Annotated in this window: 21 protein-coding genes; 6 read left to right on the top strand and 15 right to left on the bottom strand. The window is 65.3% G+C overall.

The window, feature by feature from the left end; genetic code table 11:
• Genes HNQ71_RS08350 through HNQ71_RS08340 form a run of 3 tightly spaced genes read left to right on the top strand, consistent with a single transcriptional unit; the run spans position 1 to position 3694 of the window.
• Positions 1-1986 (top strand): hydantoinase B/oxoprolinase family protein, encoded by a 1986-nt coding sequence (locus tag HNQ71_RS08350; protein ID WP_184872052.1) that lies wholly within the window; start codon positions 1-3, stop codon positions 1984-1986.
• Positions 1983-2285, top strand: a complete 303-nt coding sequence (locus tag HNQ71_RS08345; RefSeq protein ID WP_184872051.1) for a (2Fe-2S)-binding protein — start codon at positions 1983-1985, stop codon at positions 2283-2285. Before HNQ71_RS08350 ends, HNQ71_RS08345 begins: the two co-directional genes overlap by 4 nt.
• Positions 2282-3694, top strand: a complete 1413-nt coding sequence (locus HNQ71_RS08340; protein ID WP_184872050.1) for an FAD-dependent oxidoreductase — start codon at positions 2282-2284, stop codon at positions 3692-3694. The genes HNQ71_RS08345 and HNQ71_RS08340 overlap by 4 nt, the downstream gene beginning before the upstream one ends.
• Here HNQ71_RS08340 and HNQ71_RS08335 read toward each other — a convergent pair.
• Positions 3691-5016: an NAD(P)/FAD-dependent oxidoreductase gene (locus tag HNQ71_RS08335; RefSeq protein WP_184872049.1), complete on the bottom strand. Its 1326-nt coding sequence runs from the start codon at positions 5014-5016 to the stop codon at positions 3691-3693. The two genes, HNQ71_RS08340 and HNQ71_RS08335, sit on opposite strands and share 4 nt — an antisense overlap.
• A 222-nt stretch (positions 5017-5238) precedes the next feature.
• Between HNQ71_RS08335 and HNQ71_RS08330 the strand changes: the two genes are divergently transcribed.
• Entirely contained in the window at positions 5239-5715 is a 477-nt protein-coding gene (locus tag HNQ71_RS08330) for an Lrp/AsnC family transcriptional regulator (protein ID WP_184872048.1), read from the top strand.
• A gap of 40 nt (positions 5716-5755) precedes the next feature.
• Here HNQ71_RS08330 and HNQ71_RS08325 read toward each other — a convergent pair whose 3' ends face one another.
• The 8 genes from HNQ71_RS08325 to HNQ71_RS08290 all read right to left on the bottom strand — a co-directional run bounded on the left by HNQ71_RS08325 (position 5756) and on the right by HNQ71_RS08290 (position 14477).
• Positions 5756-7411: an ABC transporter ATP-binding protein gene (locus HNQ71_RS08325; protein WP_184872047.1), complete on the bottom strand. Its 1656-nt coding sequence runs from the start codon at positions 7409-7411 to the stop codon at positions 5756-5758.
• Entirely contained in the window at positions 7408-8259 is an 852-nt protein-coding gene (locus HNQ71_RS08320; protein ID WP_184872046.1) for an ABC transporter permease, read from the bottom strand. The genes HNQ71_RS08325 and HNQ71_RS08320 overlap by 4 nt, the downstream gene beginning before the upstream one ends.
• A complete protein-coding gene (locus HNQ71_RS08315) occupies positions 8256-9206 on the bottom strand; it encodes an ABC transporter permease (protein WP_184872045.1) in 951 nt (316 codons plus the stop codon). The genes HNQ71_RS08320 and HNQ71_RS08315 overlap by 4 nt, the downstream gene beginning before the upstream one ends.
• 86 nt (positions 9207-9292) lie before the next feature.
• Positions 9293-10903, bottom strand: coding sequence for an ABC transporter substrate-binding protein (locus HNQ71_RS08310; protein WP_184872044.1), 1611 nt, complete (start codon positions 10901-10903; stop codon positions 9293-9295).
• A 64-nt stretch (positions 10904-10967) separates the two neighbouring features.
• Positions 10968-11660, bottom strand: coding sequence for an HAD-IA family hydrolase (locus HNQ71_RS08305; RefSeq protein WP_425492190.1), 693 nt, complete (start codon positions 11658-11660; stop codon positions 10968-10970).
• Between the two features lie 267 nt (positions 11661-11927).
• Positions 11928-13301 carry an aspartate aminotransferase family protein gene (locus HNQ71_RS08300; protein WP_184872042.1) on the bottom strand — a complete coding sequence of 458 codons (1374 nt, stop codon included), beginning with the start codon at positions 13299-13301 and terminating at the stop codon, positions 11928-11930.
• 13 nt (positions 13302-13314) lie between these two features.
• Positions 13315-14154, bottom strand: coding sequence for a GNAT family N-acetyltransferase (locus tag HNQ71_RS08295; protein WP_184872041.1), 840 nt, complete (start codon positions 14152-14154; stop codon positions 13315-13317).
• 182 nt (positions 14155-14336) lie between these two features.
• Positions 14337-14477 (bottom strand): hypothetical protein, encoded by a 141-nt coding sequence (locus HNQ71_RS08290; protein ID WP_184872297.1) that lies wholly within the window; start codon positions 14475-14477, stop codon positions 14337-14339.
• On the opposite strand from HNQ71_RS08290, the gene HNQ71_RS08285 reads away from it, so the two are divergent.
• Both HNQ71_RS08285 and HNQ71_RS08280 read left to right on the top strand, forming a co-directional pair.
• Positions 14476-15144 (top strand): haloacid dehalogenase type II, encoded by a 669-nt coding sequence (locus tag HNQ71_RS08285; RefSeq protein ID WP_184872040.1) that lies wholly within the window; start codon positions 14476-14478, stop codon positions 15142-15144. The two genes, HNQ71_RS08290 and HNQ71_RS08285, sit on opposite strands and share 2 nt — an antisense overlap.
• A 16-nt stretch (positions 15145-15160) precedes the next feature.
• Complete coding sequence (locus HNQ71_RS08280; RefSeq protein ID WP_184872039.1) at positions 15161-16435, top strand: NAD(P)/FAD-dependent oxidoreductase; 1275 nt, start codon at positions 15161-15163, stop codon at positions 16433-16435.
• A gap of 25 nt (positions 16436-16460) precedes the next feature.
• On the opposite strand, the gene HNQ71_RS08275 is transcribed toward HNQ71_RS08280, so the two are convergent.
• From HNQ71_RS08275 to argE, 6 genes are all read right to left on the bottom strand, one after another.
• Entirely contained in the window at positions 16461-17918 is a 1458-nt protein-coding gene (locus HNQ71_RS08275) for an NAD-dependent succinate-semialdehyde dehydrogenase (RefSeq protein ID WP_184872038.1), read from the bottom strand.
• A gap of 17 nt (positions 17919-17935) precedes the next feature.
• Positions 17936-18979: a tartrate dehydrogenase gene (locus HNQ71_RS08270; protein WP_184872037.1), complete on the bottom strand. Its 1044-nt coding sequence runs from the start codon at positions 18977-18979 to the stop codon at positions 17936-17938.
• 10 nt (positions 18980-18989) lie between these two features.
• A complete protein-coding gene (locus HNQ71_RS08265) occupies positions 18990-20453 on the bottom strand; it encodes an aldehyde dehydrogenase family protein (RefSeq protein WP_184872036.1) in 1464 nt (487 codons plus the stop codon).
• Between the two features lie 148 nt (positions 20454-20601).
• Positions 20602-20955, bottom strand: coding sequence for a cupin domain-containing protein (locus tag HNQ71_RS08260; protein WP_184872035.1), 354 nt, complete (start codon positions 20953-20955; stop codon positions 20602-20604).
• 23 nt (positions 20956-20978) lie between these two features.
• On the bottom strand, positions 20979-21902 hold the full coding sequence (locus HNQ71_RS08255) for a 2-hydroxyacid dehydrogenase (RefSeq protein ID WP_184872034.1): 924 nt from the start codon (positions 21900-21902) through the stop codon (positions 20979-20981).
• A gap of 12 nt (positions 21903-21914) precedes the next feature.
• The gene (argE, locus tag HNQ71_RS08250; RefSeq protein ID WP_184872033.1) at positions 21915-23039 is read right to left on the bottom strand and encodes an acetylornithine deacetylase; all 1125 of its coding nucleotides are present in this window, start codon (positions 23037-23039) and stop codon (positions 21915-21917) included.
• Positions 23040-23072: the final 33 nt, after the last annotated feature.

Raw genomic sequence — 23072 nt, 5'->3', positions numbered from 1 at the left:
ATGTTTGACCGGACAAACCTACAGGTTCTGGCGAACCATGCCCGTGCCGCAGCCGAGAACATGGCCCACACGCTGCACCGAACCGCGCACTCCGCCTTCGTCAAGGAGACGCAGGACTTCACGGTGATGCTGATGGACCGTTCAGGCGCGACCTTCGCCGTGCCGATGGAACTTGGCGCCACCTGGTATCCGGGGCTCACCTATCACCGCGCCATCGCGATGGTCGACAACTATCGGCCGGGAGACGTTGCGTTCACCAACGATCCCTATTCCGGCCACGTCGCCACGCACGCACCCGACACGCATCTGTGGAAGCCGGTCTTCGTCGACGGCGAGATCGTCGCCTGGACTGGGGGGCATATCCATAACACCGACATGGGCGGGGCCGTGCCGGCTTCGCTTAGCCGGGCGCTGACCGAAATCCATCAGGAAGGCATCCGCTTTCCCCCGATGAAGCTTGTGAACGAGGGCGTCTTCGACGAGACGATCCTGCGGATCATGAGCACCAATGTGCGCAAGCCCGACCTCAACATCGGCGACATCAAGGCGCTGGTCGGTGCGCTCAACACCGGCGAGCGCAAGATCCAGGCGATGGTGAGGAAGTTCGGCAAGGCCGGCTTCATCGAAGGCGTTTCCGCGCTTCTCGACCATGCCGAGGCGCAGGCGCGCGAAGTGCTGCGCGCCATGCCCGACGGCACATGGGAGTTCGCCGATTATGCCGACGAGGATTCGGTCGAGGCCAATCCCTGCCGGCTGAAGCTGACGCTGACGATCAAAGGCGACGAGGCGGTGCTCGACTTCACAGGCTCCGATCCGCAGCTCGGCTCCTCGCTCAACGTGCCTTCAGGCGGCGACCCGCGCCACACTATGCTGCTGGTGGGCGTCTACTATGTGCTCTACACGCTCAACCCGAAGCTCCTGCTCAATACGGGCCTCACCCGGCCGTTCACCTGCATCGCACCCACGGGCTCGGTGCTGAACCCGGTATACCCCGCCGCCGTGGGCATGCGCTCGCTCACCTGCGCCCGGCTGCGGTCGGTCATCTTCGGCGCTTTCTCGCAGGCGGTGCCGGAGCGCCTGCCCGCGGCACCCGCCGGCAACAACTGCATCGTCAATGTCATGACCACGGACGAACGGACCAGCCGGACCGTCATCGCGGCGGTGAACCCGGTGGTGGGCGGCGGTGGCGCCATGCCGCATCGCGACGGAACCAACGGATCGGGCGCCGATGCCGCCTACCTCAAGAACACGCCGATCGAGATCACCGAGACCGAGACTCCGGTCGAATTCGTGAAATACGGGCTCGCCAGGGACAGCGGCGGCGCGGGCCGGTGGCGCGGCGGGCTGGCGACCGAGATGGCCTTCCGTGTCTTCGCCCCCGATTCCAGGATCACGGCGCGAAACCGGGACCGCAGCTTCTTTCGTCCCTGGGGTGTGCTGGGCGGCAAGGCGGCCGGCCTGTCCGACATGCTCGTCAATCCGGGGACCGAGCATGAGCGGCGGCTGGGCAACATCGACACAGCGGTGCTGCAGCCCGGCGACGTGCTCGATATCCGTTCCGCCGGAGGCGGCGGGCGCGGCGATCCGCATGAGCGCGAGCCCTGGCGCGTCGCGCAGGACGTGCGGCGCGGCTATGTCTCGCCAACGGCTGCCGAGCGCGACTATGGCGTCGTCATCCGCCAAGGCGAGGTTGACGAGCGGGCAACGGAAAGGCTGCGCATGCGGCAGGAGCCGGCCGCCGGCCATTTCCATTTCGGCCCGGAGCGCGAAGGCTACGAAGCGCAGTGGACCCCAGCGGCCTATGACCGGCTCACCGCCATACTGAGGGACTTGCCGATCCATTGGCGGTTCTTCGCCAAGACGGAGATATTCCGTCGCATGAAGGGGCGCACAGGGCCGGAAGGCGTCCAGGCAGCGTTCGATGCGGTCTGCGAGCGGTTCCCCGAACTGCCGCATCCTCGTCCCGTGCGAGAGGCAGCGGAATGATCACCGCCGGCCGCATCGTCCGGCTGGCCGAGCGCGACCGGGCGCAGTTGCATTTCTTTCTCGACGGTGAGAGGCGCAGTACACTGTCGGGCGACACCGTGCTGACCGCCATGCTGGCGTCAGGGCACGCGTTGCGTAAATCCGAGTTCGGACCCGAGCCGCGCACCGGCTTCTGCCTGATGGGAGCCTGCCAGGATTGCTGGGTGTGGCAGGACGAGGGACCGCGCCTGCGGGCGTGCTCGACACTTCTCAGCGAAGGCATGCGGTTGCGCACGATGCCACCGGAGCGCTGGCCGTGAGCGAGACCCCGCCGCCGCGGATCGTGATCGTGGGCGCCGGCCCCGCCGGCATAAGGGCGGCAGCCACGCTGGTCGAGGCTGGGCTCCACCCGGTGGTGGTCGACGAAGGGCATTGCGCAGGTGGGCAGATCTATCGCCGCCCGCCCGCCGGGTTCACCCGCACACCGGAGCAACTCTACGGGTCGGAGGCGGCGAAGGCGCGAGCGCTGCATTCGCTCTTCGACCGGCTGGCCGCAGAGGGGCGGCTCACCCATTGTGCGGCGAGCTCGGTCATCGCAGTGCATGGGGGTCGGCTGCACGTGCTCGGGGAGGGTGGTGTGCAGGTGGTCCTCTATGACCGCCTCATCCTTGCGACCGGCGCATCCGACCGTGTCGCTCCGGTGCCGGGCTGGCAGGGCGCCGGCGTCTACAGCCTTGGGGCGGCGCAGATCGCACTCAAGGCGCAGGGCGTGGCGCTTGGGCGGCGCATCGTCCTGATAGGATCGGGGCCTTTGCTGACGCTGGTCGGCGCCCAGCTCATCAAGGCTGGAGCGGATGTGGCCGCAGTGCTCGACACTTCTCCCTGGCATCAGCAGATGCGCGGGTTCTGGCAGCTTGCCGCCCGGCCGTTCGTCACGCTGCGCGGTCTGGCCCTGCGGGCGAGGCTTGGCGGCCGCTACCATGCGGGCGTGACGCTCGAACGCGTCGAGGCCGACGGGAAGGGAGTCACCGCAATGCGCTGGCGCGACGCGGGCGGAAGGCTGCGTTTCACTCCATGCGACATGATCGGCATGGGCTGGCACCTGCGGGCAGAGACGCATCTGGCCGACCTTGTGGGATGCACCTTCATTTATGACGAGCAATGGCGGCAATGGCTGCCAAGGACCGACCAGATGGGTCGTGCCGGCAACGGAGTCTACCTGGCCGGCGATGGGGCTCGTCTTCTGGGAGCGGATGGCGCGGAGGTCGCTGGGCGTCTCGCAGCGGCGGCATGCCTTGCCGATCTCGGACATCCGGTGCCTTCAGGCAGCGCCGATTTGCGCAAGCTGGCACGGCTCGAGCGCTTTGCCCGCGGCCTGGCTTGCGCCTTTCCCTGGCCGGCAGCTATGGCGCGGGCACTTCCCGATGAAGCGGTCGTCTGCCGCTGCGAGAACGTGACAGCCGGAGCCGTACGCCAGAGCGTGGATTTCGGCGGCGGCGAGGCCAACAGGGTGAAATCGCTATCGCGCGTCGGCATGGGGCGATGCCAGGGGCGCTACTGCCAGTTGGCTGCCGTCGAACTCGTGGCGGCGCAGGCCGGCTGTGCGGCCAACGCTGTCGGCCGGTTTCGCGGACAGGCGCCTGTCCGGCCGGCGCCTGTCGGTGCCTTCCTCCGGGACGGCGGATGCAATTCCGGAGTCCACACCAGGAAGACATGGATCACGTCTTAGAAATCGGCGACCTTCCCCCAGGCCGAAGCATCGAATCGCCGCGGATCATAGGACTTCGGATCGACGATCGGTTCCGACCCGGTCACCAGATCGGCGACGAGGTGCCCGGCGCCGGGTCCGATGCCGAAGCCGTGTCCCGAAAACCCGGCAGCCAGGAAGAAACCAGGAATGGTATCTATCTCGCCGATGGCAGGCACACCGTCCGGCGTGCTGTCGATGTAACCGGCCCAGGCCGCGCTGATCCTGGTCTGGCGCAGCGCCGGCAGCAGCTCGAGCGCGCGGGCGTGGGTCCGGCGGATAGTCGCCTGGTCGGGGGCGGGATCAAGGATGCGCATTCGCTCCATCGGCGTCGGCTGGTCGAGCCGCCAGTGTCGCAGCGTTTCGTGGCCCGAGCGCATGCCCTGCAGACCGCCGGGCGCGAGGCTTCGCCACCGCTTTAGAAACATGGGCAGGAACTGCGATGAAAATCGCAGCTGCTGCGGCGTGACGTCCACGCGGCCGCGTCCGCTTATGGCGAGCGTGTAGCCACCGTCGCCGCGACGCGTGGCCGAGATCCGTGCCGTGTGCAGCGCATCCGGCAGGCCCTCCGTGCCGGGCGAGACGGACAGGATGGAGGAGCGGACCGACGCCTGTGGAAAGCGGAAACCGAACTGATGGCAGAAGGAGGAGGCCCACGCGCCGCCGGCCAGGACCGCCAGCTTCGTCCGGATCGTTCCGCTTTCGGTGACCACGCCGCTCAGGCGGCCGCCCTCGGTCTCGATACCGCGCGCGGCGCAGCTCTGGTGAACGGAGCCCCCAAGCTTGAGAATGGCACGGGCGACCGATGGCGCGGCGCGCGACGGGTCGGCGGTGCCGTCGGTCGGCGAGAAGACGCCGCCCTTCCATGTTCGGCCCGTAGCGCGGCCTCTTTCCCCGGCCTCGGCGCTGTCGAGCATATGCGTGGTGACGCCGGCGGTTCTCGCGAAGTCGCGCCAGCGCGCCCAGCCGGCCAGTTCCGCTTCGTCATTGCTGAGATAGAGCAGGCCGCAGCGGCGAAAGCCGGTGTCCTCGCCGGTTTCCGCTGCAAGGCTGTCCCACAGATCGAGGCTGCGAGTCGCCATCGGCAACTCGCGGGCGTCGCGGTTCTGCTGGCGGCACCATCCCCAGTTCCTGCTGGATTGTTCGGCACCGATGCGTCCCTTTTCGACAAGCGCGACCTCCATGCCGCGCCTGGCCAGATAATAGGCCGCGAAGACACCGACGATGCCGCCCCCGATCACCACCGCGTCCGCGGACTGCGGCAGTTCGCCAGATGTCTCGATTTGCTGCAGCGGTGCGCGCATGGTCTCTCTGCCTTGACGCGCCAATGTAGCGTGTTGCGCAGGCAGCCGCTGCTGCAGTTGAGGCCGAAGCAGAATTTTATTTCGAAAGCTCCGTTAAAATCGGGAGTGCCGGTGTTTCAACGCGGATCCATTCGGATGGACAGGCCGGCGGGCCGTGGTAGTGTCGATGGAAATTGGTACGGCAGCATTTTGTGCTGCGGCATGCGTTCTGCGGAGACGGTCATGAAACTGGATCGGATCGACATCAAGATTCTTCACGAATTGCAGAAGAACGGCCGCATCACCAATGTGGAACTGGCCGATCTGGTGCATCTGTCGCCAAGCCCGTGCCTGATGCGGGTCAAGAAGCTCCAGTCGGAAGGCTACATCGAGGGCTATTCCGCGCAGATCAATATCGGCAAGCTCGGCCAGACGCTGACCGTGTTCACCGAGATTACCTTGAAGAACCATCGCCAGGTGGACTTCGCCCGCTTTCTGGCCGTGGTGGAGAAGATCGACCAGGTCATCGAATGCCACCTCGTGTCGGGCGGCTACGACTACCTGATGAAATTCGTGACCGCCGGCATCGGCGAATACCAGACGATCATGGAGCGGCTGACCGACATGGATATCGGCATCGACAAGTATTTCAGCTTCGTGGTGCTGAAGTCGCCCATCGTCAAGGCGCACATGCCGCTACCCAGCCTGTTTCCCAGGTGAAGCGGCTGCTTCCTGAAACGGTGGCCCTTTTGTCATGTAGTCAGCGGTGGCCGTACTGGCTGACGAGTTCGGGGTCGCGGACGAGGCCGTCGAGCCAGGTCGGGTCAAGCTTCGGCACGGAGGAGAACAGAAGCTTGGAATAGGGGTGGGTGGGAGCCGTCAGCTTGTCGGGCGTGATCTGCTCCACCCGTTCCCCGTTGTACATGACCATGATCTCGTCGCAGATGGCCTCGACGACGGAGAGGTCGTGGCTGATGAAGATGTAGGAGAGTCCCAGCTCGCGCTGCAGCTCCTTGAGCAGCTCGATCACGGCAGACGCCACCACCGTGTCGAGGGCCGAGGTGATTTCGTCGCAGATGATCAGCTTGGGGTTGGCGGCCAGCGCGCGTGCGAAATTCACGCGCTGCTTCTGGCCGCCAGAGAGCTCCGATGGGTGACGGTAGCGCAGGCCCCTTGGCAAGCGCACCATGTCGAGCAGCTCGTCGACGCGCTTCGAGCGCGCCTGCCTGTCGAGCCGGTGATAGAAGGCCAGCGGACGGGAGATGATGTCCTCCACCGGCTTGGCCGGATTGAGCGCAGTATCGGCATACTGGAACACGATTTGCATCTCGCGCAGCTGGTCCTGGCTGCGCTTCCTGGCGGCTCGCTGCAGTTGCTTGCCGTCGAAGACGATGTCGCCGGCCGCCGCCGGGTGGATACCGGCGATGACGCGCGCCAGGGTCGATTTTCCGCAACCGGATTCGCCGATGACGCCGAGATTGCGCCCCTTCTCGACGACCAGGCTGACGGAATCGACCGCGCGGATGAGAGGCAGTCCGTCAGCTCGAACCGCGCCGTAGCCGGCCGTCACATTGTCGATGCGCAGCAGCTGCTTTGTCGCGGCATCCGCGTCCGCATGCGCTTGCCGCGGCTTTGGTTCGAAGGCGGCCAGCAGTTCGCGCGTGTAGGGATGCTGGGCAGCCGAAAGAATTGTCGCCGTGGTGCCGGTCTCCTGCACCTCGCCGCCCTTCAGCACCACGATGCGGTCGGCGATCTGGGCGACGACCGCGAGGTCATGGGAAACATAGACACCCGCCACGCCGCCCGCCCGCATGACCGACTTGAATGCCTTCAGCACGTCGATCTGCGTCGTCACGTCGAGTGCCGTCGTCGGCTCGTCGAAGATGACCAGCTTGGGATCGCTGATGAGCGCCATGGCCGCCGACAGCCGCTGCAACTGCCCGCCCGAAACCTGGTGCGGATAACGGGTACCGATCCCTTCCGGGTCGGGCAGCGACAAGGCCCTGAACAGCTCGACCGCGCGCTGCCGCGCCTGTTCGGGCGGCATCAGCTTGTGGATCCGCGTGACCTCGATGACCTGCTCCATGATCGTGGAGGAGGGGTTGAACGAGGCGGCTGCGCTTTGCGGGACATAGGCAATGTCGGTACCGCGCAGCCTGGCGCGTTCCTTTTCGGAAAGGGCAGCCATGTTCCTGCCGCCAACATTGATCTCGCCGCTGGTGATCCGGCAGCCGGGCCGCGCATAGCCCATCAGCGAGAGGGCCACCGTGGTCTTGCCGGAGCCGCTTTCTCCGATCAGGGCGACGATCTCACCGTCGGCGATGTCGAGGCTGACGCCCTTGATGATTTCGACAAGCCGTCCGGAGTCGGTCTTCGCCTCGATCCGCAGGTTCCTGACCTCGACCAGATTGCTCATGCGTCCCGGTCCCTGATCTTCTGCGGCAGGTTGTCGATCAGCAGGTTGACGCTGATGGTGAGGCTGGCGATTGCCAGCGACGGCACGATGACGGCGGGGGCCGCGAAAGGCAGGCCGCCGATGTTCTCGCGCACCAGTGCACCCCAGTCGGCGAGCGGCGGCTGGAGACCGAGTCCCAGGAAGGACAGGCCGGAGAGCAAAAGCACGATGAAGACGAAGCGCAGGCCGAAGTCGGCCAGCACCGGGCGGATGATGTTGGGCAGGATTTCGGACCCGATGAGGTAGGCGGTGCTCTCGCCACGGACACGGGCGACGGTGATGAAGTCCATGGTGTTGATGTTGACGGCGAGCGCGCGCGCGAAGCGGAAGGCGCCGGGGATATAGATGACGGCCAGCGTCAGAATCAGCACCGGGATCGACGAGCCGACCGCGGCGACGACCACAAGGCCGAACAGCTTGCTGGGGATGGAGTTCATGGCGTCCAGGAAGCGGCTGAGGCAGGTGTCGAGCCAGCCACCGGTGACGGCCGCAATCATCCCCAGCACGACGCCCGAAAAACAGGCGATGGAAACGGCGGCGAGCGATATGCCGACGGTGTAGCGGGCGCCCATCAGAACTCGCGAGAGCATATCGCGCCCAAGATAGTCCGAGCCGAGCCACAGTCCCTGGCGCATCGGGCCGAAATAGTCGTCATCGACTATGTCGCCGATCGAATGGGGAATCACGTAGGGCGCAAGGATCGCGACGAGCGTCCAAGCCAGGATGACCAGCGCGGCCACGACGCCCACGAGGCTGTAGCTGTGGCCCAGGAAGAATCGTCGGGGGGCTGCGGCGCGCGCCATCGTCATCTGAGCCTCGGGTTGGACATGATGGCGACGACATCGGCGGCGGTGATGAGGAAGAGATAGCCGAGGCAGAAGATCATCGCGCAGCTCTGGATCAGCGGCAGGTCGCGGGTCGCGACCGCATCGACCATCAGCTTGGCGATGCCGGGATAGTTGAAGATCGTCTCGACGATGATGACGCCGCCGACCAGATAGGAAAGCGAAAGCGCGACCGCGTTGACGATCGGCCCGAGCGCATTGGGGAGCGCGTGCCTCAGGACCATGCGGCTGCGCGAGGCGCCTTTCAGAAGCGCCATCTCGACATAAGGCGTGGAGAGCGTCTCGATCACCGCGGCGCGGGTCATGCGGATCATCTGGGCGGAGATGACGAAGGTGAGCGTGATCACCGGCATTGCATAGATGCGCACGAGATCGGTCAGCGAATGCGCCTCGTTGACCGAGGACAGCGCCGGCAGCCATTTGAGATAAACGGCAAAGAGCAGGACCGCGAGGGTCGCGACCATGAATTCCGGCACGGAGATGATGCCGATCGACAGGATTGTGACGGTGCGGTCGTAGAGAGAGCCTCGCAACATGGCGGCGGTGATGCCGAGCGTCAGCGCCAGTGGCACCGAGAGCAGCGTGGTGATGCCGGCGAGCTTCATGGTGTTGACCAGGCGCCCGCCGATTAGCGCCGCGACCGGCATCTCGTTGGCATAGGAAGTGCCGAGGTCGCCGTGGAGCAGGCCGAGAAGCCAGAGCAGGAAGCGCAGGATCGCCGGATCATTAAGATGCATAGCCTCACGCAGGCCGGCGACCGCTTCAGGAGTCGCCGCCTGGCCGAGCAGGATCGACGCGGTGTCGCCGGGTAGCATGCTGGTGGCGAAGAACACGGCGAACAGCACGATCAAAAGTGTGACGGCCGCGATCCCCAGCCGCTTCAGCACGAGGTTGAGAACCCCAGATGTCATGGAAGCGCTCCCTGCGGTTGTTCGGCCAAGCAATCTTGCGCAATGAACTGCCGGGGGCTGGCTGACCGGCCCCCGGCAGGCGTCTCTCAGGCTTCGAGCCAGAGATATTCCGCCATTGCGTAGCCCATCATGCCACCGAGCGGGTTCGCCTCCAAACCCTTCACCTTGCTGGAGAGGGCATCCACGTTGGAAATGTATGCCGGGATGATGGTGCCGGCCTCCTCGGAGACCATAGCCTGCATCTGGCCGTAGATCTCCTTGCGCTTGGCCTGATCGAGCGAGCCGCGCGCCTCGATGAGCATCTTGTCGAACTTCTCGGACTTGTACTGGCTTTCGTTCCACGGCGCGTTGGAAGCGTAGAGGAGTGAGAACAGGATGTCCGGCGTCGGGCGCGGATTGATGTTGCCGAAATGGATTGGCGCCTTGAGCCAGTAATTGTCCCAATAGCCGTCGGCCGGGACGCGCTGGACGTCGAGTTTCATGCCGATATCCGCGCCGGCGGCCTGGATGATCACCGCCATGTCGATCGACGAGGTCGCGGCGTCGGAAGCGATCACCGGGATGGACTGGCCAAGCAGGCCTGCCTTCTGGAAGTGGAACTTCGCCTTGTCCGGGTCGAAAGCCTTCGGCTTGACGTCGGGGTTGTGGAAGATATTTGCCGGCGAGACGGGCTGATCGTTGCCGATCTCGCCGAGGCCGCGCAAAGCCGATTTGACGATCTGCTCGCGGTTGACGAGATACTTCATGCCGGCAACGAAGTCGGCCTTGCTGCCCGGATCCATGTCGAGCCGGATGTTGAGGTCGGTGTAGTTGCCCGAGGTCGTCTTCGACAGCTCGAAGCCCTGCTGGCCGCCGATGAGCTTCATCGCGCGCGGATTGATCGAGGCCGCAAAATTGATGTCGCCGGAAAGCAGGGCGTTGACGCGGGCGCTGTCGTCGCTGATGGCGATGAACTCGAAGGAGTCGAGATAGGGCTTGCCCGACTTCCAGTAGTTCTTGTTCTTGGTGACCACCGACCGCACGCCCGGTTCGAACGTTTGCAGCACGAAAGCGCCGGTGCCATTGCCCTTGGAGAAGTCGGTGGTGCCGTCCTCGACGATCATGAAGTGATGCAGCGCCAGGATGGTCGGCAGGTCGGCATTCGGGTCGGCGAGCGTGATTTCGACGGTCGACTTGTCGACCGCCTTGAAGCCGGTCATCTGCGCGGCGATCTTGGCGACCTTGGAGCCGACCGCTTTGTCGAGATGGCGCTTCAGCGAGTAGACGACGTCGTCGGCGGTGAGGTCCTTGCCGTCGTGGAAGGTGACGCCCTTGCGCAGCTTCACCGTCCAGGTCTTGGCGTCCTTGCTGTTGAAGCTCTCGGCCAGCTCCATCTGCGTGACGCCATCCTTGTCGAGGAAAGTCAGGCGGTTGTAGAGCGAGCAGCAGCGGACATAGTCGGTGGAGAGCGACGCCTTTGCAGGATCAAGCGTGTCGGCGGTCGATGACGACCAGCCGGCGGCCTTGAAGTTTCCGCCGGAAACCGGCTCAGCGGCGACGGCATCGGTGGCGCGGCCGAGCACCAGGCTGCCCGCGGCAACCGCGGCGCCGCCGGCCAACAGCATCTTGAGAAGTTCGCGGCGGCTCGCGCCCCGCCGAATGGCGTTTTCGACCATGGCATCGTCTGCGCTGGTCCAGTTTGTGATCTTGTCGGTCATGTTATTCCCCTTTCTGTTTGTTTGGTCGGGATGCTCGTCTTGTTGCGGCTTTCCGGGCTTGGGCTCAGGTTCGTTCCTTCAGGCTTTCCCGCACGGCCGCCGCCAATGCGGCCATTGAGGTGAAGTGGTAGTCCGGCGCGGTGAAACGCTCCGGCTCGATCGTGCCGCCATAGCCCTTCTGGGCGTGCCGGCGTTCGATCCAGCAGTTGGTCAGGCCAAGTGTCCGGGATATGCCGATGTCGTGATACTGGCTTTGCGCGACGTGCAGGATGTCGTCCTTGCTGTCACCCCGGGAGGCGACGAAATCGAAGACCTTCTGGAAGAACGCCGGATCCGGTTTCTCCGTTCCGGTATCGTCGGCGGTGAAGGTGGCGATGAAGGGCGATCCCAACTGCTGCTCGAAATGATTGAGCGCCCAGCGCCGGGCATTGGTCATGGCAACCAGCTTGTGTGACTTCGCAAGCTCGGCCAATGCCGCCGCGCTGTCGGGAAAGCCTTCCCAGGTGCTGGCGGAGTCCCGCAGGCGGACGCCGTATTTCTCCTCGGCCGGCAGGCCGAGCCGCGGCGCGATGACCATGTAGACACGCAGGAGATCGTCGGGGAACAGCCCCGCATCGGGCATGTAGCGGGCCTGCCGATACAGGGCCAGCGCGGCTTCGCCATCGATGGAAACGCCAGCGTCACCGGCAATCCCGGCCAGGCAGGTCGTAATGCCACCTTCGAAGTCGATCAGCGTCCCGACGACGTCGAAGGTCATGTATTTGAACTCGCTAAAGCCCCTGGCCAAGACTGGCTCTCCTTTGCGCGCGGCCGAATTGCATGGTGCTGAACAGAACAAAATTCCGTGCTGTCCGGGGCGTCGGCCTTTTCAAAGGCTCAAAAATTCGGGTCTTCTGGCCTTGTCTTAAGGACAGTCTGGCACTTCCCCCGCGCTGGATTCGCCGAAAAGGCGTGAGGGCGCGGCACAAAATTGCGAAATCGTCTGCCCCGGCGCTATTTCGAAACACGCGGTATTCGTCGCCCGTCATGCCAGGGCCTGGCGGACATCAGCATCGTCCAATGTTTGGTCGAGCGTCCGGCGCGTGCGCTTGATGATCGCATCGATGTCGTCGTCGGTGCAGCAGAGCGGGGGAGCGTAGCCGACAACGCCATTCGCAAAGGCACGGATGATGAGACCGTTGTCCCAGGCCCTGTCGAAGACGCGCCGCGCCGGCATGGCCGATGCGGGAAGCGGTGTCTTCCTCCTTTTGTCGACCACCAGTTCGATCGCGGCAAGCATGCCGCGACCTCGCACGTCGCCGACGAGCGGATGGTCCCGCAGGCCCTCCAATCCCGCCATCAGGCGGGCGCCGGCCTTGATGCCATTCTCCAGAAGGCCGTCTTCGTAGAGCTTCAACACTTCGAGAGCGACGGCGGCGCTGACGGGATGGGCGGAATAGGTATAGCCGTGGCCGACCGCAGAAGCGCCCGCGCCATCGGCGATGACATTGTAGACATGATCGGCCATGAATACGGCGCCCATTGGAACATAGCCCGAGGTCAGTCCTTTCGCTGTCGTCATGAAATCGGGAACGATGTCCTCGTCCGTGCAGGCGAAGAGGGGCCCCGTGCGGCCGAAGCCGGTGATCACCTCGTCGGCGATGAACAGGATGCCGTACTCCCGGCAGAGTTCGCGCATCGCCTTGATCCAGCCCTTCGGCGGGACGATCACACCGCCCGAGCCCTGGATCGGCTCGGCATAGAAGGCAGCGACCCGCTCCGGTCCGAGCTCCTCGATCTTGGCCTTCAGCGCGGCGAGCGATGCGGCCGTGATCGCGTTCGCGTCCTCGCCTACCGGGTTGCGATAGGGGTAGGGCGAAGGGATCTTGTGTTGCCATTCAAAGGGAATGCCGAAACCGGCGTGAAAGGCGGGCAGGGCGGTCAGGCCTGCGCCGACCACCGACGACCCATGGTAACCCTGTTCGATGGAAATGAACTGGTCGCGTTGCGGCTCGCCTTTGGCATTCCAGTAATAGCGGACGAAACGGATCGTGCTGTCGACGGCGTCCGACCCGCCAAGCGTGAAAAAGACGTGATTGAGGTCGCCCGGCGCGCGCTCGGCCAGTTCTGAGGCAAGCCGGATGGCGGGCTCCGAACCGAGATCGAAATAGGCAGTGGCGTAGGGAAGCTCGCGCATCTGCCGGGCCGCCGCCTCGACGATGCTGTCATGGCCGTAGCCGGCATTGACGCACCACAGCCCGGCGAAGCCATCGACGAGTTGCTTGCCGGACGCGTCGGTTACGGTCGCCCCTTTCGCCGATTTCAGCACGCGCACGCCGAGCGCCTCATGGCCGCGATATGAAGCGACCGGATGGATGAGATGGGCGCGGTCGAGTTCGATCAGGGAATTGGCGAGCATTCTATCCTCCGGACTAGCCGAGCGCCTGGTTGGCGAGGGCGTAAACTTTTGGCCTGGCCTGTTCCGAACCCGCCCTAGGCGGACGGTCCATGGCGACGCCGCCACCGGCATGGGCGAGGCCGATGTCTTCGAGCCAGCTGGCAATGCCGGTCCGGCTGTCGGTATCCACACGCAGAAAGGCGCCGGGGCGAGGCGCGGCGAAGAAGCTGATCAGGGCCCTGGCGTCCGCGGCACTTCCCGCGATGACCGGACCAATCACCTCGCCGCGTCCAAACGGGCGGATCGCGGCATAGGCTTCGATGGCGCCGTTGCGGCGGATGACCGCTAGTTGGCCGTGCTCGGCCAGCGCATCGATCAGGGCTTCGCGGTCGGCGCCATAGGCGTCGCGGTCCAGCGCCTTGATGTCCCACAGATCGTCCATGCGTGCGGCTTCCACGCCGTCGGGCGCGCCGAGTTGTGCAACCGTGCCCTGATGCTGCAGGATCGTGCCGGAGGGCACAAAGCCCAGTTTCTCATAGAGAGGCATGCCGTCAGTCGTCGCGACGAGCCGCAGCGGACGGTCGCCGGCGAGGGCGAGGGCCTGATCCATAAGCCGGCGCCCGAGCCCCTTGCCACGCACGTTCCTGTCGACGATCACCATGTTGATCATGGCGCAATCCATGCCGTAGGGCGTGACCAGGATGGTTCCGGTGACGCGGCCCTCGTCGTCGAGCGCGACCGCACCGCTTGAGAGCTGCAGCGCCATCTGCCAGTCCTGCGGGCGATGCGGCCACTTCTCCTGGCGAGAAAGCGCCACCGCTCCCTCGATATGGTCCGGCCCAAAGTCCTGGATTTCGATCTCGCCCTGCGGCATGGGGTGTGTCCCTATCGTCTGAGGCCAAGTCTCGGCCATCAGCGCGCCGCAGATCATCTGAAGGCTTCGGCTTCGACAGTATCTTTCGCCGTAGCGCGAGGCGTGCGCCGCATCTTGTGCTGGCACCCTCCACGGCGGACGCGCTTCACGCCTCGCACGGCGCCGCTTGGGCACGGCGGATGCTACAGCGTGCCAAACCGGATGGTGGATACGGAACTTTCTGCTTTCGGGAGGGCGATTTCGGTCAGGTGGGTCGCCGCCAGCCGTCCTATGATGAAATACATCCCAGCGCGGATGTGCTTCCACCGGAGATCGACGGACATGGCTTCCTTCAGGCCCAAATACATCACCTTCGACTGCTACGGCACGTTGACCCATTTCCAGATGGCGGAAGCGGCGCGCGACCTCTACGGCAGCCGGCTCGACGAACCGCGCATGCAGGAGTTCATCAAGAACTTCGCGGCGTATCGGCTCGACGAGATCATGGGCGACTGGAAGCCCTATGCCGACGTCGTTCACAACGCGCTCGAGCGCTCCTGCAAGCGCAATGGCGTCGCCTTCAGCGCTGACGACGCCAGGATGGTCTATGAGCGTGTCCCGACCTGGGGACCGCACGCGGACGTTCCGGCCGGCCTGGCGAAGGTGGCCAAGGAGATTCCGCTGGTCATCCTGTCCAACGCCATGAATACGCAGATCATGTCCAATGTCGAAAAGCTAGGCGCGCCGTTCCATGGCGTCTACACGGCCGAGCAGGCACAGGCCTACAAGCCTCGCTTCCAAGCCTTCGAATACATGCTCGACATGCTGGGCTGCGGTCCGGAGGATATCCTCCACTGTTCGTCTTCGTTCCGTTACGACCTGATGTCGGCGCACGATCTTGGCATCAAGAACAAGGTCTGGGTCAACCGTGGCCACGAACCGGCCAACCCGTACTATGGCTATGTCGAGATATCAGACATTTCGGGTCTTCCAGGCGTGGTCGGTCTCTGAAACAGGCGGATTGCCGATGAAGTTCGTCTCCTACTGGCACGACACGGCCCCTGTCTTTTCCGGCGGGGCGCAAGGCCCGGTCGAGGGGCACTACGATGCCGCCATCATCGGCGCCGGCTTCACCGGTCTTGCCGCGGCGCGCCAACTGGCGAAGGCCGGCGCCAAGGTGGCCGTGCTGGAGGCGGAGCGGGTGGGCTGGGGCGCATCCGGGCGCAATGGCGGGCACTTGAACAACGGCCTCGCCCACAGCTATCTCTCGGCCAAGGCGGAGCTCGGCAAGGAACGCGCAATCGCGCTCTACCGGGCGCTGGATGACTCCGTCGACACCATCGAGGCGCTGGTCGCCGAGGAAGGCATCGACTGCAACTTCCGCCGCGCCGGCAAGCTGAAGCTCGCCTCCAAGCCGCAGCATTTCGAAGCGATCGCCCGCAACTTCGAAGCCCTCCATGCCGAAGTCGATCCGGATACGGAGCTGCTGTCGGCGGCAGATCTCAAGTCCGAGATCGGCTCGCCCTTCCACGGCGCGATGCTGTCGAAGAAGAGCGCCATGATGCATATGGGCCGCTATGTGGCAGGCTTGGCCACGGCCGCCGCCCGCCACGGTGCGGTGATCCACGAGAACGCGGCGGTGACCGACCGCAAGCAGGCCGGCAACAGGCATGAGCTGACAACCCCTCGCGGGCGGATCAGCGCCGACAATGTGCTGGTGGCGACCGGCGCCTATACCACGCCGAATTTCAGTTATTTCCGCCGCAGGATCATCTCCGTCGGCAGCTTCATCATCGCCACGCGGCCGTTGAGCGATGCCGAGATCGCCGCGACCATGCCCGGCAACCGGACATGCGTGACATCGATGAACATCGGCAACTACTTCCGGCTTTCGCCGGACAGGCGCCTGATCTTTGGCGGTCGCGCCCGCTTCTCGGCGACATCGGACCAGCGCTCCGATGCCAGGAGCGGACAGATATTGCAGGCAGGCCTTGCGGGGATCTTCCCACAACTCGCCAAGGTCGAGATCGACTATTGCTGGGGCGGGCTGGTCGACATGACCAAGGACCGTTTTCCGCGGGCCGGCTACCATGACGGTGTCTGGTACGCGATGGGCTATTCGGGCCACGGCGCGCAGCTTTCCACCCATCTCGGCATGATCCTGGCCGATGCCATGCTCGGCCGGGAGGACCGCAATCCACTCAAGGGGCTGGAGTGGCCTTCCATTCCCGGCTATTCCGGCAAGCCCTGGTTCCTGCCGATGGTCGGCCTTTACTACAAGGCACTCGACCGTATCCAGTGATCGTCGAACCGGGCCGGCCGGGCTGTCAGCCCAGCCCGCCCATGTGGAAGCTCTTCATCTCGAGATATTCCTCGATGCCGGCCTGCGCACCCTCACGGCCGAGGCCGGACTGCTTGACGCCTCCGAAGGGGGCGACTTCCATGGAGACCGAGCCGGTGTTCAAGCCTACCATACCGAACTCCAGCGCCTCGCCGACGCGCCAGGCGCGTTTCAGGTTCTCGGTGTAGAAGTAGGAAGCAAGCCCATAGGGCGTGCCGTTGGCGAGCGTGATCGCCTCCTCTTCCGTCTCGAATTGGAAAAGCGGCGCGACCGGGCCGAACGTTTCCTCGGCGGCGAGCTGCATGTCCTTCGTGGCGCCGGTCAGCACCAGCGGCGCGACATACTGAGCACCCTCCGGCAGCACCGGTTTCTCGGTGATGATCTCAGCACCCTTGGCGAGCGCGTCCTCGACGTGGTGGTTGATCTTCTCGACCGCCGCCATGTTGATCATCGGCCCGATGGCGACGCCGGGCTGCGTGCCCGGCCCCACCGTCATGGCGTTGACGCGAGCCGAAAGCTTGGCGGCGAAGGCTTCGTAGACTCCGGCCTGGACGAGGATGCGGTTGGCGCAGACGCAGGTCTGGCCGCCGTTGCGGAACTTCGAGACAAGCGCGCCCTCGACGGCGAGATCGAGATCGGCGTCGTCGAAGACGATGAGAGGCGCGTTGCCGCCGAGTTCGAGGCTGAGCCGTTTGACGGTATCGGCGGCCCCGCGCATCAGCAGCGAACCGACCCGCGTCGAGCCGGTGAAAGAGATCTTGCGGACGGTCTCGTTCGCCACAATTTCGTTGCCGATTTCGACCGGCATGCCGGTGACGATGTTGATGACTCCGGCGGGGATGCCCGCGCGTTCGGCAAGCACGCCGAGTGCCAGCGCCGAAAAGGGGGTGAATTCGGATGGCTTGATCACCACCGTGCAGCCGGCGGCCAGCGCCGGCGCGACCTTGCGGGTGATCATCGCGTTGGGAAAGTTCCACGGCGTGATGATGCCGCACACCCCGACCGGCTCCTTCAGCACGATGATGCGCCGGTCTGGCGTCGGCGACGGGATGGTGTGGCCGTTGATGCGGCGTGCCTCCTCCGCGAACCATTTGACGAAGGACGCGCCGTAGCGGATCTCGCCCCTGGCCTCGTCCAGTGGCTTGCCCTGTTCTGTCGTCAGGATCAGCGCGAGATCGTCCAGATGCGCAAGCATCAGGCCATGCCAGGCCTCCAAGAGACCGGCGCGCTCGGCATTGGTCTTCTTCTTCCAGTCGCCATAGGCGAAAGCGGCGGCCTCTATGGCCGAACGGGTCTCCGGACCAGCCATGTCGGGCACAGCGCCGATCGCCGCCTGGGTCGCCGGATCGACAACATCGACCGTCCTGCCAGAGCCGGCCGCGACCCATTCACCGCCGATCAGGCCGGCTTCGCGGAAGAGGTTTTTGTCTTTCAGGTTTTTCATAGAAAACGACCTTGCAATCAGATGAGCGCCGCGACGACAGCGTGGGTGATGGCGTCGGTGCGATCCTTGCCGGGAATGGTGCCTATGCCTCTGGCGGTTGCGGCCTCGACCGCCTTCGTGACGCGGCCGGCCGCGGCCTTTTCGCCGAGATGATCGAGCATCATGGCGCCGGACCAGATGGTGGCGATCGGATTGGCGATGCCCAGATGTGCGATGTCGGGTGCCGAGCCGTGCACCGGCTCAAACATGGACGGCGCCGAGCGGTCGGGATTGATGTTGGCCGAGGCGGCGTAACCGAGCCCGCCCTGGATTGCCGCGCCGATGTCGGTGAGGATATCGCCGAACAGGTTGGAGGCGACGACCACGTCGAGGCTCTCCGGCGCCATGATCATGCGCGCGGCGAGCGCGTCGACATGATAGCTGGTCACTTCGACGTCGGAGTACTCTGCGGCCAGCTTGCGGGTAATCTCGTCCCAGAACACCATCGAGTATTTCTGCGCGTTGGACTTGGTGACGGAGGCGAGCTTGCGCCGCCGCGACCGCGCCTGTTCGAAGCCGAAGCGCAGGATGCGCTCGACGCCGGCACGGGTGAAGATCGATGTCTCCACGGCGACCTCGTCCAGCGTGCCTTGATGCACGCGCCCGCCGGCGCCCGAATATTCGCCTTCGGTGTTCTCGCGGATGCACAATATGTCGAAGTTTTCCGCCCGCAGGGGTCCGGTGACGCCCGACAACAGGCGGTGCGGCCGGATGTTGGCGTACTGCACGAATGCCTTGCGGATCGGCAGCAGCAGGCCGTGCAGCGAAACGGAATCCGGCACCTCCGCCGGCCAGCCGACCGCGCCGAGAAGGATGGCGTCGAAGCCGCGTAAGGTCTCGATGCCGCCCTCAGGCATCATGCGGCCCGTATCCTTGTAGAATTTGCAGGACCACGGGAACTCGGTTCCGGTCAAGGCAAAGCCGAAGTTTTTGGCCACAGTTTCCAGTACCGTCCAGGCGGCGGCGGTCACGTCGCGGCCGATGCCGTCACCGGGGATCAGGGCGATCGAGTAGGACTTCATCGGCATCTCTTCACAGGCTGATCAGGACGCTCTTGGTCCTGCGGTTGGCGAGATAGGCCTCGCGGCCGAGGTCCTTGCCGATGCCGGAGCGCTTGTAGCCGCCGGTCGGCAGGATATGGTCGCGCGAGCGGCTGTAGCGGTTGACCCAGACGGTGCCCGCTTCGAGCTTGCGCGCGAAGCGGACGGTGCGGGACAGGTCTGAAGTGAACAGGCCGGAAGCCAGTCCGTAGGTCGGGTGGCTGGACAGCGCCAGCGCCTCGTCCTCGGTCTTGAAGGTCTGGACGGTCAGGACCGGACCGAAGATCTCCTCGACGATCGCTGGATTGGCCTGGTCGACATCTGCGATCAGCGTCGGCTCGTAGAAATAGCCTGGGCTGTCCATGACGCAGCCGCCGGTCAGGCATTCGCCGCCGGCCTCGATCGCGGCGCGCACGATGCCGTCGACACGCGCCCGCTGCCGCTCCGAGATAACAGGCGAATACTGCGTCGCGTCGTCCCAGGTCGGGCCGGGCCGTACCGCCTTCATCTTCTCCAGGATCGTGGCCGTCAGCCTGTCGGCCACGCTCCTCTCGACGATCAGCCGCGTGCCGGCGACGCAAGCCTGGCCGGCGTTGAAGGTGACGCTGCCGGCGATCGCCGTCGCCGCCTTGTCCAGGTCGGTATCGGCAAAGACGATCTGAGGGCTCTTGCCGCCGAGTTCCAGCGTCATCGGCTTGACGCCGGTGCGGGCGACGTTCTCCATGATGGCGGAGCCGGCGCGGGTCGAGCCGGTGAACGAGACCTTGGCGATCTCGGAATGTCCGGTCAGCGCCGTACCGGTCGTCGGACCGTCGCCCAGCACCACGTTGATCAGCCCTGCCGGCAGGCCAGCCCTGACGGCGAGCTCTGCCATATAGACGGCCGAGAAGGGCGTCATTTCCGACGGCTTCAGCACCACCGCATTGCCCGCGGCCAGCGCCGGACCGAGCTTCCAGCCGGCCATGGAGATCGGAAAATTCCAGGGCGTGATCGCGCCGACCACGCCATAGGGCTCGCTGATGATCATGCCGAGGCTGGTGTCGTCGGTCGGCACCAGTTCGCTGCCTTCCTTGTCGGCGAATTCGGCAAAGAAGCGGATCTGCTCGGCGGTTATGGCAATGTCGCCGGCGACGAGCTGGCCGACTGGCCGGGTGGAGCACAGCGCCTCGATCCTGGCCAGCGTTTCGGCTTCCGCCTCGATCAGGTCGGCCCAGGCCTGGAGTGCCCTGGTGCGCTCGCGTGGCCGGACGCCGCCCCAGTTGCTGGCCTTCAGCGCCGCCTTGGCGCTCGCCACCGCATGGTCGACCATATCGACGCCGGCCACGGGGCTGGCGGCGTATGTCTTGCCATCCGACGGCCGGCGCATCTCGATCGCACCCTCGGCCGCGATCAGCTTCCCGCCGATAAAATGGCCGACGGGAAGGGAGACGGTATCCGGGTCGAAGCTCAAGCCCATGGGCGCCCACTCTCAGCTGCTCTGGAGGACCCTAGCGCGGGCAACAGCGCAGCATGCATCGTTCGAAGATCGGTCGCGGATGATTGTTGCGTGCTGGCGATGAGGGACGGCAAAATCTGTTGCGGCGGCGCCGGCTCGCGCAGACCCACTACCCTACCGTGACGTAGATCTTGCGCACCGTTTCGATGGTTTTCCAGACACCGGTGAAGCCGGGCTTCATCACGAAGCTGTCGCCGGCGCGGTAGGTCACCGTCTCGCCGGCGTCTGGCGTGATCTCGATCACGCCCGAAAGGATGTGGCAGAACTCGAAAGTCTCGCCCTTGATCGAGCGCGTCTCTCCCGGCGTCGCTTCCCAGACGCCGGTATGGACGAGATCGTCCTTGGCGGCGTCCTGTGCCCAGGTCTTGAAGGCGGGGTCGCCGGCTATCACCCGCCCGGGCTGCGCCCGGGATTCGCGCGGCGGGAAGGCAGGGCTGGTATCGACGGTTTTGAGCAGGGACAAAGGACGGCCTTTCAGGTTGGACTTCAATAGCCGCGCGACCGGTCGACGAGCCCGATGGGGTCGAGCCCGGCGCGGTGGCGTCGGATGTTTTCAATGACGGCGCGTGCGGCGCTCGCGGGCTGGGTGACGCTGGCGACATGCGGGGTCAGGATGATCTTCTGATGCGACCAGAAGGGATGGCCCGCGGGCAGCGGTTCGGGATCGGTGACGTCGATCATCGCCGCCGCAAGGTGGCCGCTGTTCAGCGCGACGAGAAGCGCTTCATGATCAAGCTGTGGCCCTCGGCCCGCGTGGACGAGCGCCGCGCCCTTGGGCAGTTTCGCGAACAGGTCGGCATCGAGGAAACCGCGCGTGTCTTCGGTCAGCGGCAGCAGGCAGACCAGTATGTCGCTGGCCGCGAGTATCTCCCCCAGCCCAAGTTCGCCATGATGACAGGTCACGCCTTCGATCTGCCGTGGCGAGCGGCTCCAGCCGGCGAGCGGGAAACCGAAGGGCTTCAGCCGGTCGAGGACGGCCTGGCCGAGTTGCCCGAGGCCAAGCACGCCTATCCGGCGCGACCCGGCCTGCAGCTGTGGGATGTCACGCCATTCGCCGGCGCGTTGCTGTGCCAGATAGGCGGGCAGGTTGCGATGCAGGGCGAGCACGGCCAGCGTCACATACTCCTGCATCATGCGCACGATACCTTCCTCGACCGTGCGCACGATCTTCACCTGTTCCGGTAAGGTATCGAGGCGGAACTGGTCCACGCCGGCGCCAATGGAAAACAGGAGCTCCAGGTTCCTGTAGCGCGCGAGGTCTTCTGGCGCGGTCCAGGTAATGAGATAGCGCACCGCGTCGGGATCGACCGTCGCGGCATCCATCGTGAAGGGTACGTCCGGCAGTTCTTTGACGAAGGCTTCGGCGAAGATCGTCCCGCGCCGCGCATCGGAATTGAACAGGAATGTCATTCCGGTTCCCCTTCAAGCCGCGCAGTGGGCGCCCAGCGCCTCGATCAATCGCTGGCAGGCGGCGAGCTCGCTGGTGAGAATGTACTCATCCGGCTTATGGGCGCGGTCGATGTCGCCCGGTCCGCAGATGATCGCATCGACCCCGGCAGCCTGGTAAAGTCCGGCCTCCGTGCCGTAGCTGACGGCGGCAAGCGGCACCTCGCCTGTCAACTCGCGCAGCAGTCCCGCCAGTGCCGCGTCTTGCGGCAGCGACAGCGCCGGATACGCACTCATCGGCGTCCACTCGACCCGAAAGCCTTGCGCCGCAAGGTCCTCTGCCCGCACTCTTACCGGCGCAAGCAGGCTGGCCGGGTCGACGCCTGGAATGGCGCGCGCCTCCAGGTCCAGTGTGCAGGTGTCGGGGATGATGTTGACCGACTGTCCGCCCGCCACCACGCCCGCTTGCAGCGAGGAGTAGGGCGGCTCGAAGGCAGGGTCGAACGGACCGTTCGCCAGCCGCTGGGCTTCGCTCACGGCCGTGCTCAGCGCACCGGCCATGGCGTGGATGGCGTTGAGGCCGAGATCGGGCCGCGAGGAATGGCCCGAGCGCCCGTTGATCGTCACGCGGGCAGCCGCCTTGCCCTTGTGGCCGCGCACGGCGCGCATGCCGCTCGGCTCGCCGACGATCACACCGAGCGGCTTGGCGCAAAGTTCGGCAAGGCGGGCGATCAAATGCGGCACACCGCGGCATCCCACCTCCTCGTCATAGGAGAAGGCGAGGTGGATTGGCCTGGCCAGGCCCAGTCCCGTCAGCGCGGGTACGGCCGCGAGCGCCGCGGCCAGAAACCCCTTCATGTCAGTGGTGCCGCGTCCGTAGAGTCGCGCGCCCTCCCGGCGCAGCGCGAAAGGAGCCGAACTCCATTGCGGCTCGCCGGCGGGAACGACGTCCATGTGGCCGGACAGGATGTAGCCCGGGACATCGGCGGGGCCGATCGTCGCGAACAGATTGGAACGGTCGCCTTCGGGCCCCGGCAGCACGGTGACCTGCGTGCCGTGCTCCGCGAGATAGGCCTCGATCCAGCCGGCGATATCACCGTTCGGCTTGCCTGCGACCGATGGAAAGGCGACAAGACGGTCGAGGATGTCGAAGACGTCCATTCCAGCCCTCAAAGCATTTCGGGTCCACCGGGA

It is taken from the genome of Mesorhizobium sangaii, assembly GCF_014207355.1.
Lineage (GTDB): Bacteria > Pseudomonadota > Alphaproteobacteria > Rhizobiales > Rhizobiaceae > Mesorhizobium > Mesorhizobium sangaii.
This window is presented reverse-complemented; position numbering and strand designations above follow the sequence as displayed.

Bases quoted from the DNA above. Each gene is read 5' to 3' on its own strand.
- HNQ71_RS08350 (WP_184872052.1), top strand. From the start codon at position 1: ATGTTTGACCGGACAAACCTACAGGTTCTGGCGAACCATGCCCGTGCC.
- HNQ71_RS08345 (WP_184872051.1), top strand. From the start codon at position 1,983: ATGATCACCGCCGGCCGCATCGTCCGGCTGGCCGAGCGCGACCGGGCG.
- HNQ71_RS08335 (WP_184872049.1), bottom strand. From the start codon at position 5,016: ATGCGCGCACCGCTGCAGCAAATCGAGACATCTGGCGAACTGCCGCAG.
- HNQ71_RS08330 (WP_184872048.1), top strand. From the start codon at position 5,239: ATGAAACTGGATCGGATCGACATCAAGATTCTTCACGAATTGCAGAAG.
- HNQ71_RS08325 (WP_184872047.1), bottom strand. From the start codon at position 7,411: ATGAGCAATCTGGTCGAGGTCAGGAACCTGCGGATCGAGGCGAAGACC.
- HNQ71_RS08320 (WP_184872046.1), bottom strand. From the start codon at position 8,259: ATGACGATGGCGCGCGCCGCAGCCCCCCGACGATTCTTCCTGGGCCAC.
- HNQ71_RS08315 (WP_184872045.1), bottom strand. From the start codon at position 9,206: ATGACATCTGGGGTTCTCAACCTCGTGCTGAAGCGGCTGGGGATCGCG.
- HNQ71_RS08310 (WP_184872044.1), bottom strand. From the start codon at position 10,903: ATGACCGACAAGATCACAAACTGGACCAGCGCAGACGATGCCATGGTC.
- HNQ71_RS08305 (WP_425492190.1), bottom strand. From the start codon at position 11,660: ATGACCTTCGACGTCGTCGGGACGCTGATCGACTTCGAAGGTGGCATT.
- HNQ71_RS08300 (WP_184872042.1), bottom strand. From the start codon at position 13,301: ATGCTCGCCAATTCCCTGATCGAACTCGACCGCGCCCATCTCATCCAT.
- HNQ71_RS08295 (WP_184872041.1), bottom strand. From the start codon at position 14,154: ATGCCGCAGGGCGAGATCGAAATCCAGGACTTTGGGCCGGACCATATC.
- HNQ71_RS08285 (WP_184872040.1), top strand. From the start codon at position 14,476: ATGGCTTCCTTCAGGCCCAAATACATCACCTTCGACTGCTACGGCACG.
- HNQ71_RS08290 (WP_184872297.1), bottom strand. From the start codon at position 14,477: ATGTCCGTCGATCTCCGGTGGAAGCACATCCGCGCTGGGATGTATTTC.
- HNQ71_RS08280 (WP_184872039.1), top strand. From the start codon at position 15,161: ATGAAGTTCGTCTCCTACTGGCACGACACGGCCCCTGTCTTTTCCGGC.
- HNQ71_RS08275 (WP_184872038.1), bottom strand. From the start codon at position 17,918: ATGAAAAACCTGAAAGACAAAAACCTCTTCCGCGAAGCCGGCCTGATC.
- HNQ71_RS08270 (WP_184872037.1), bottom strand. From the start codon at position 18,979: ATGAAGTCCTACTCGATCGCCCTGATCCCCGGTGACGGCATCGGCCGC.
- HNQ71_RS08265 (WP_184872036.1), bottom strand. From the start codon at position 20,453: ATGGGCTTGAGCTTCGACCCGGATACCGTCTCCCTTCCCGTCGGCCAT.
- HNQ71_RS08255 (WP_184872034.1), bottom strand. From the start codon at position 21,902: ATGACATTCCTGTTCAATTCCGATGCGCGGCGCGGGACGATCTTCGCC.
- argE (WP_184872033.1), bottom strand. From the start codon at position 23,039: ATGGACGTCTTCGACATCCTCGACCGTCTTGTCGCCTTTCCATCGGTC.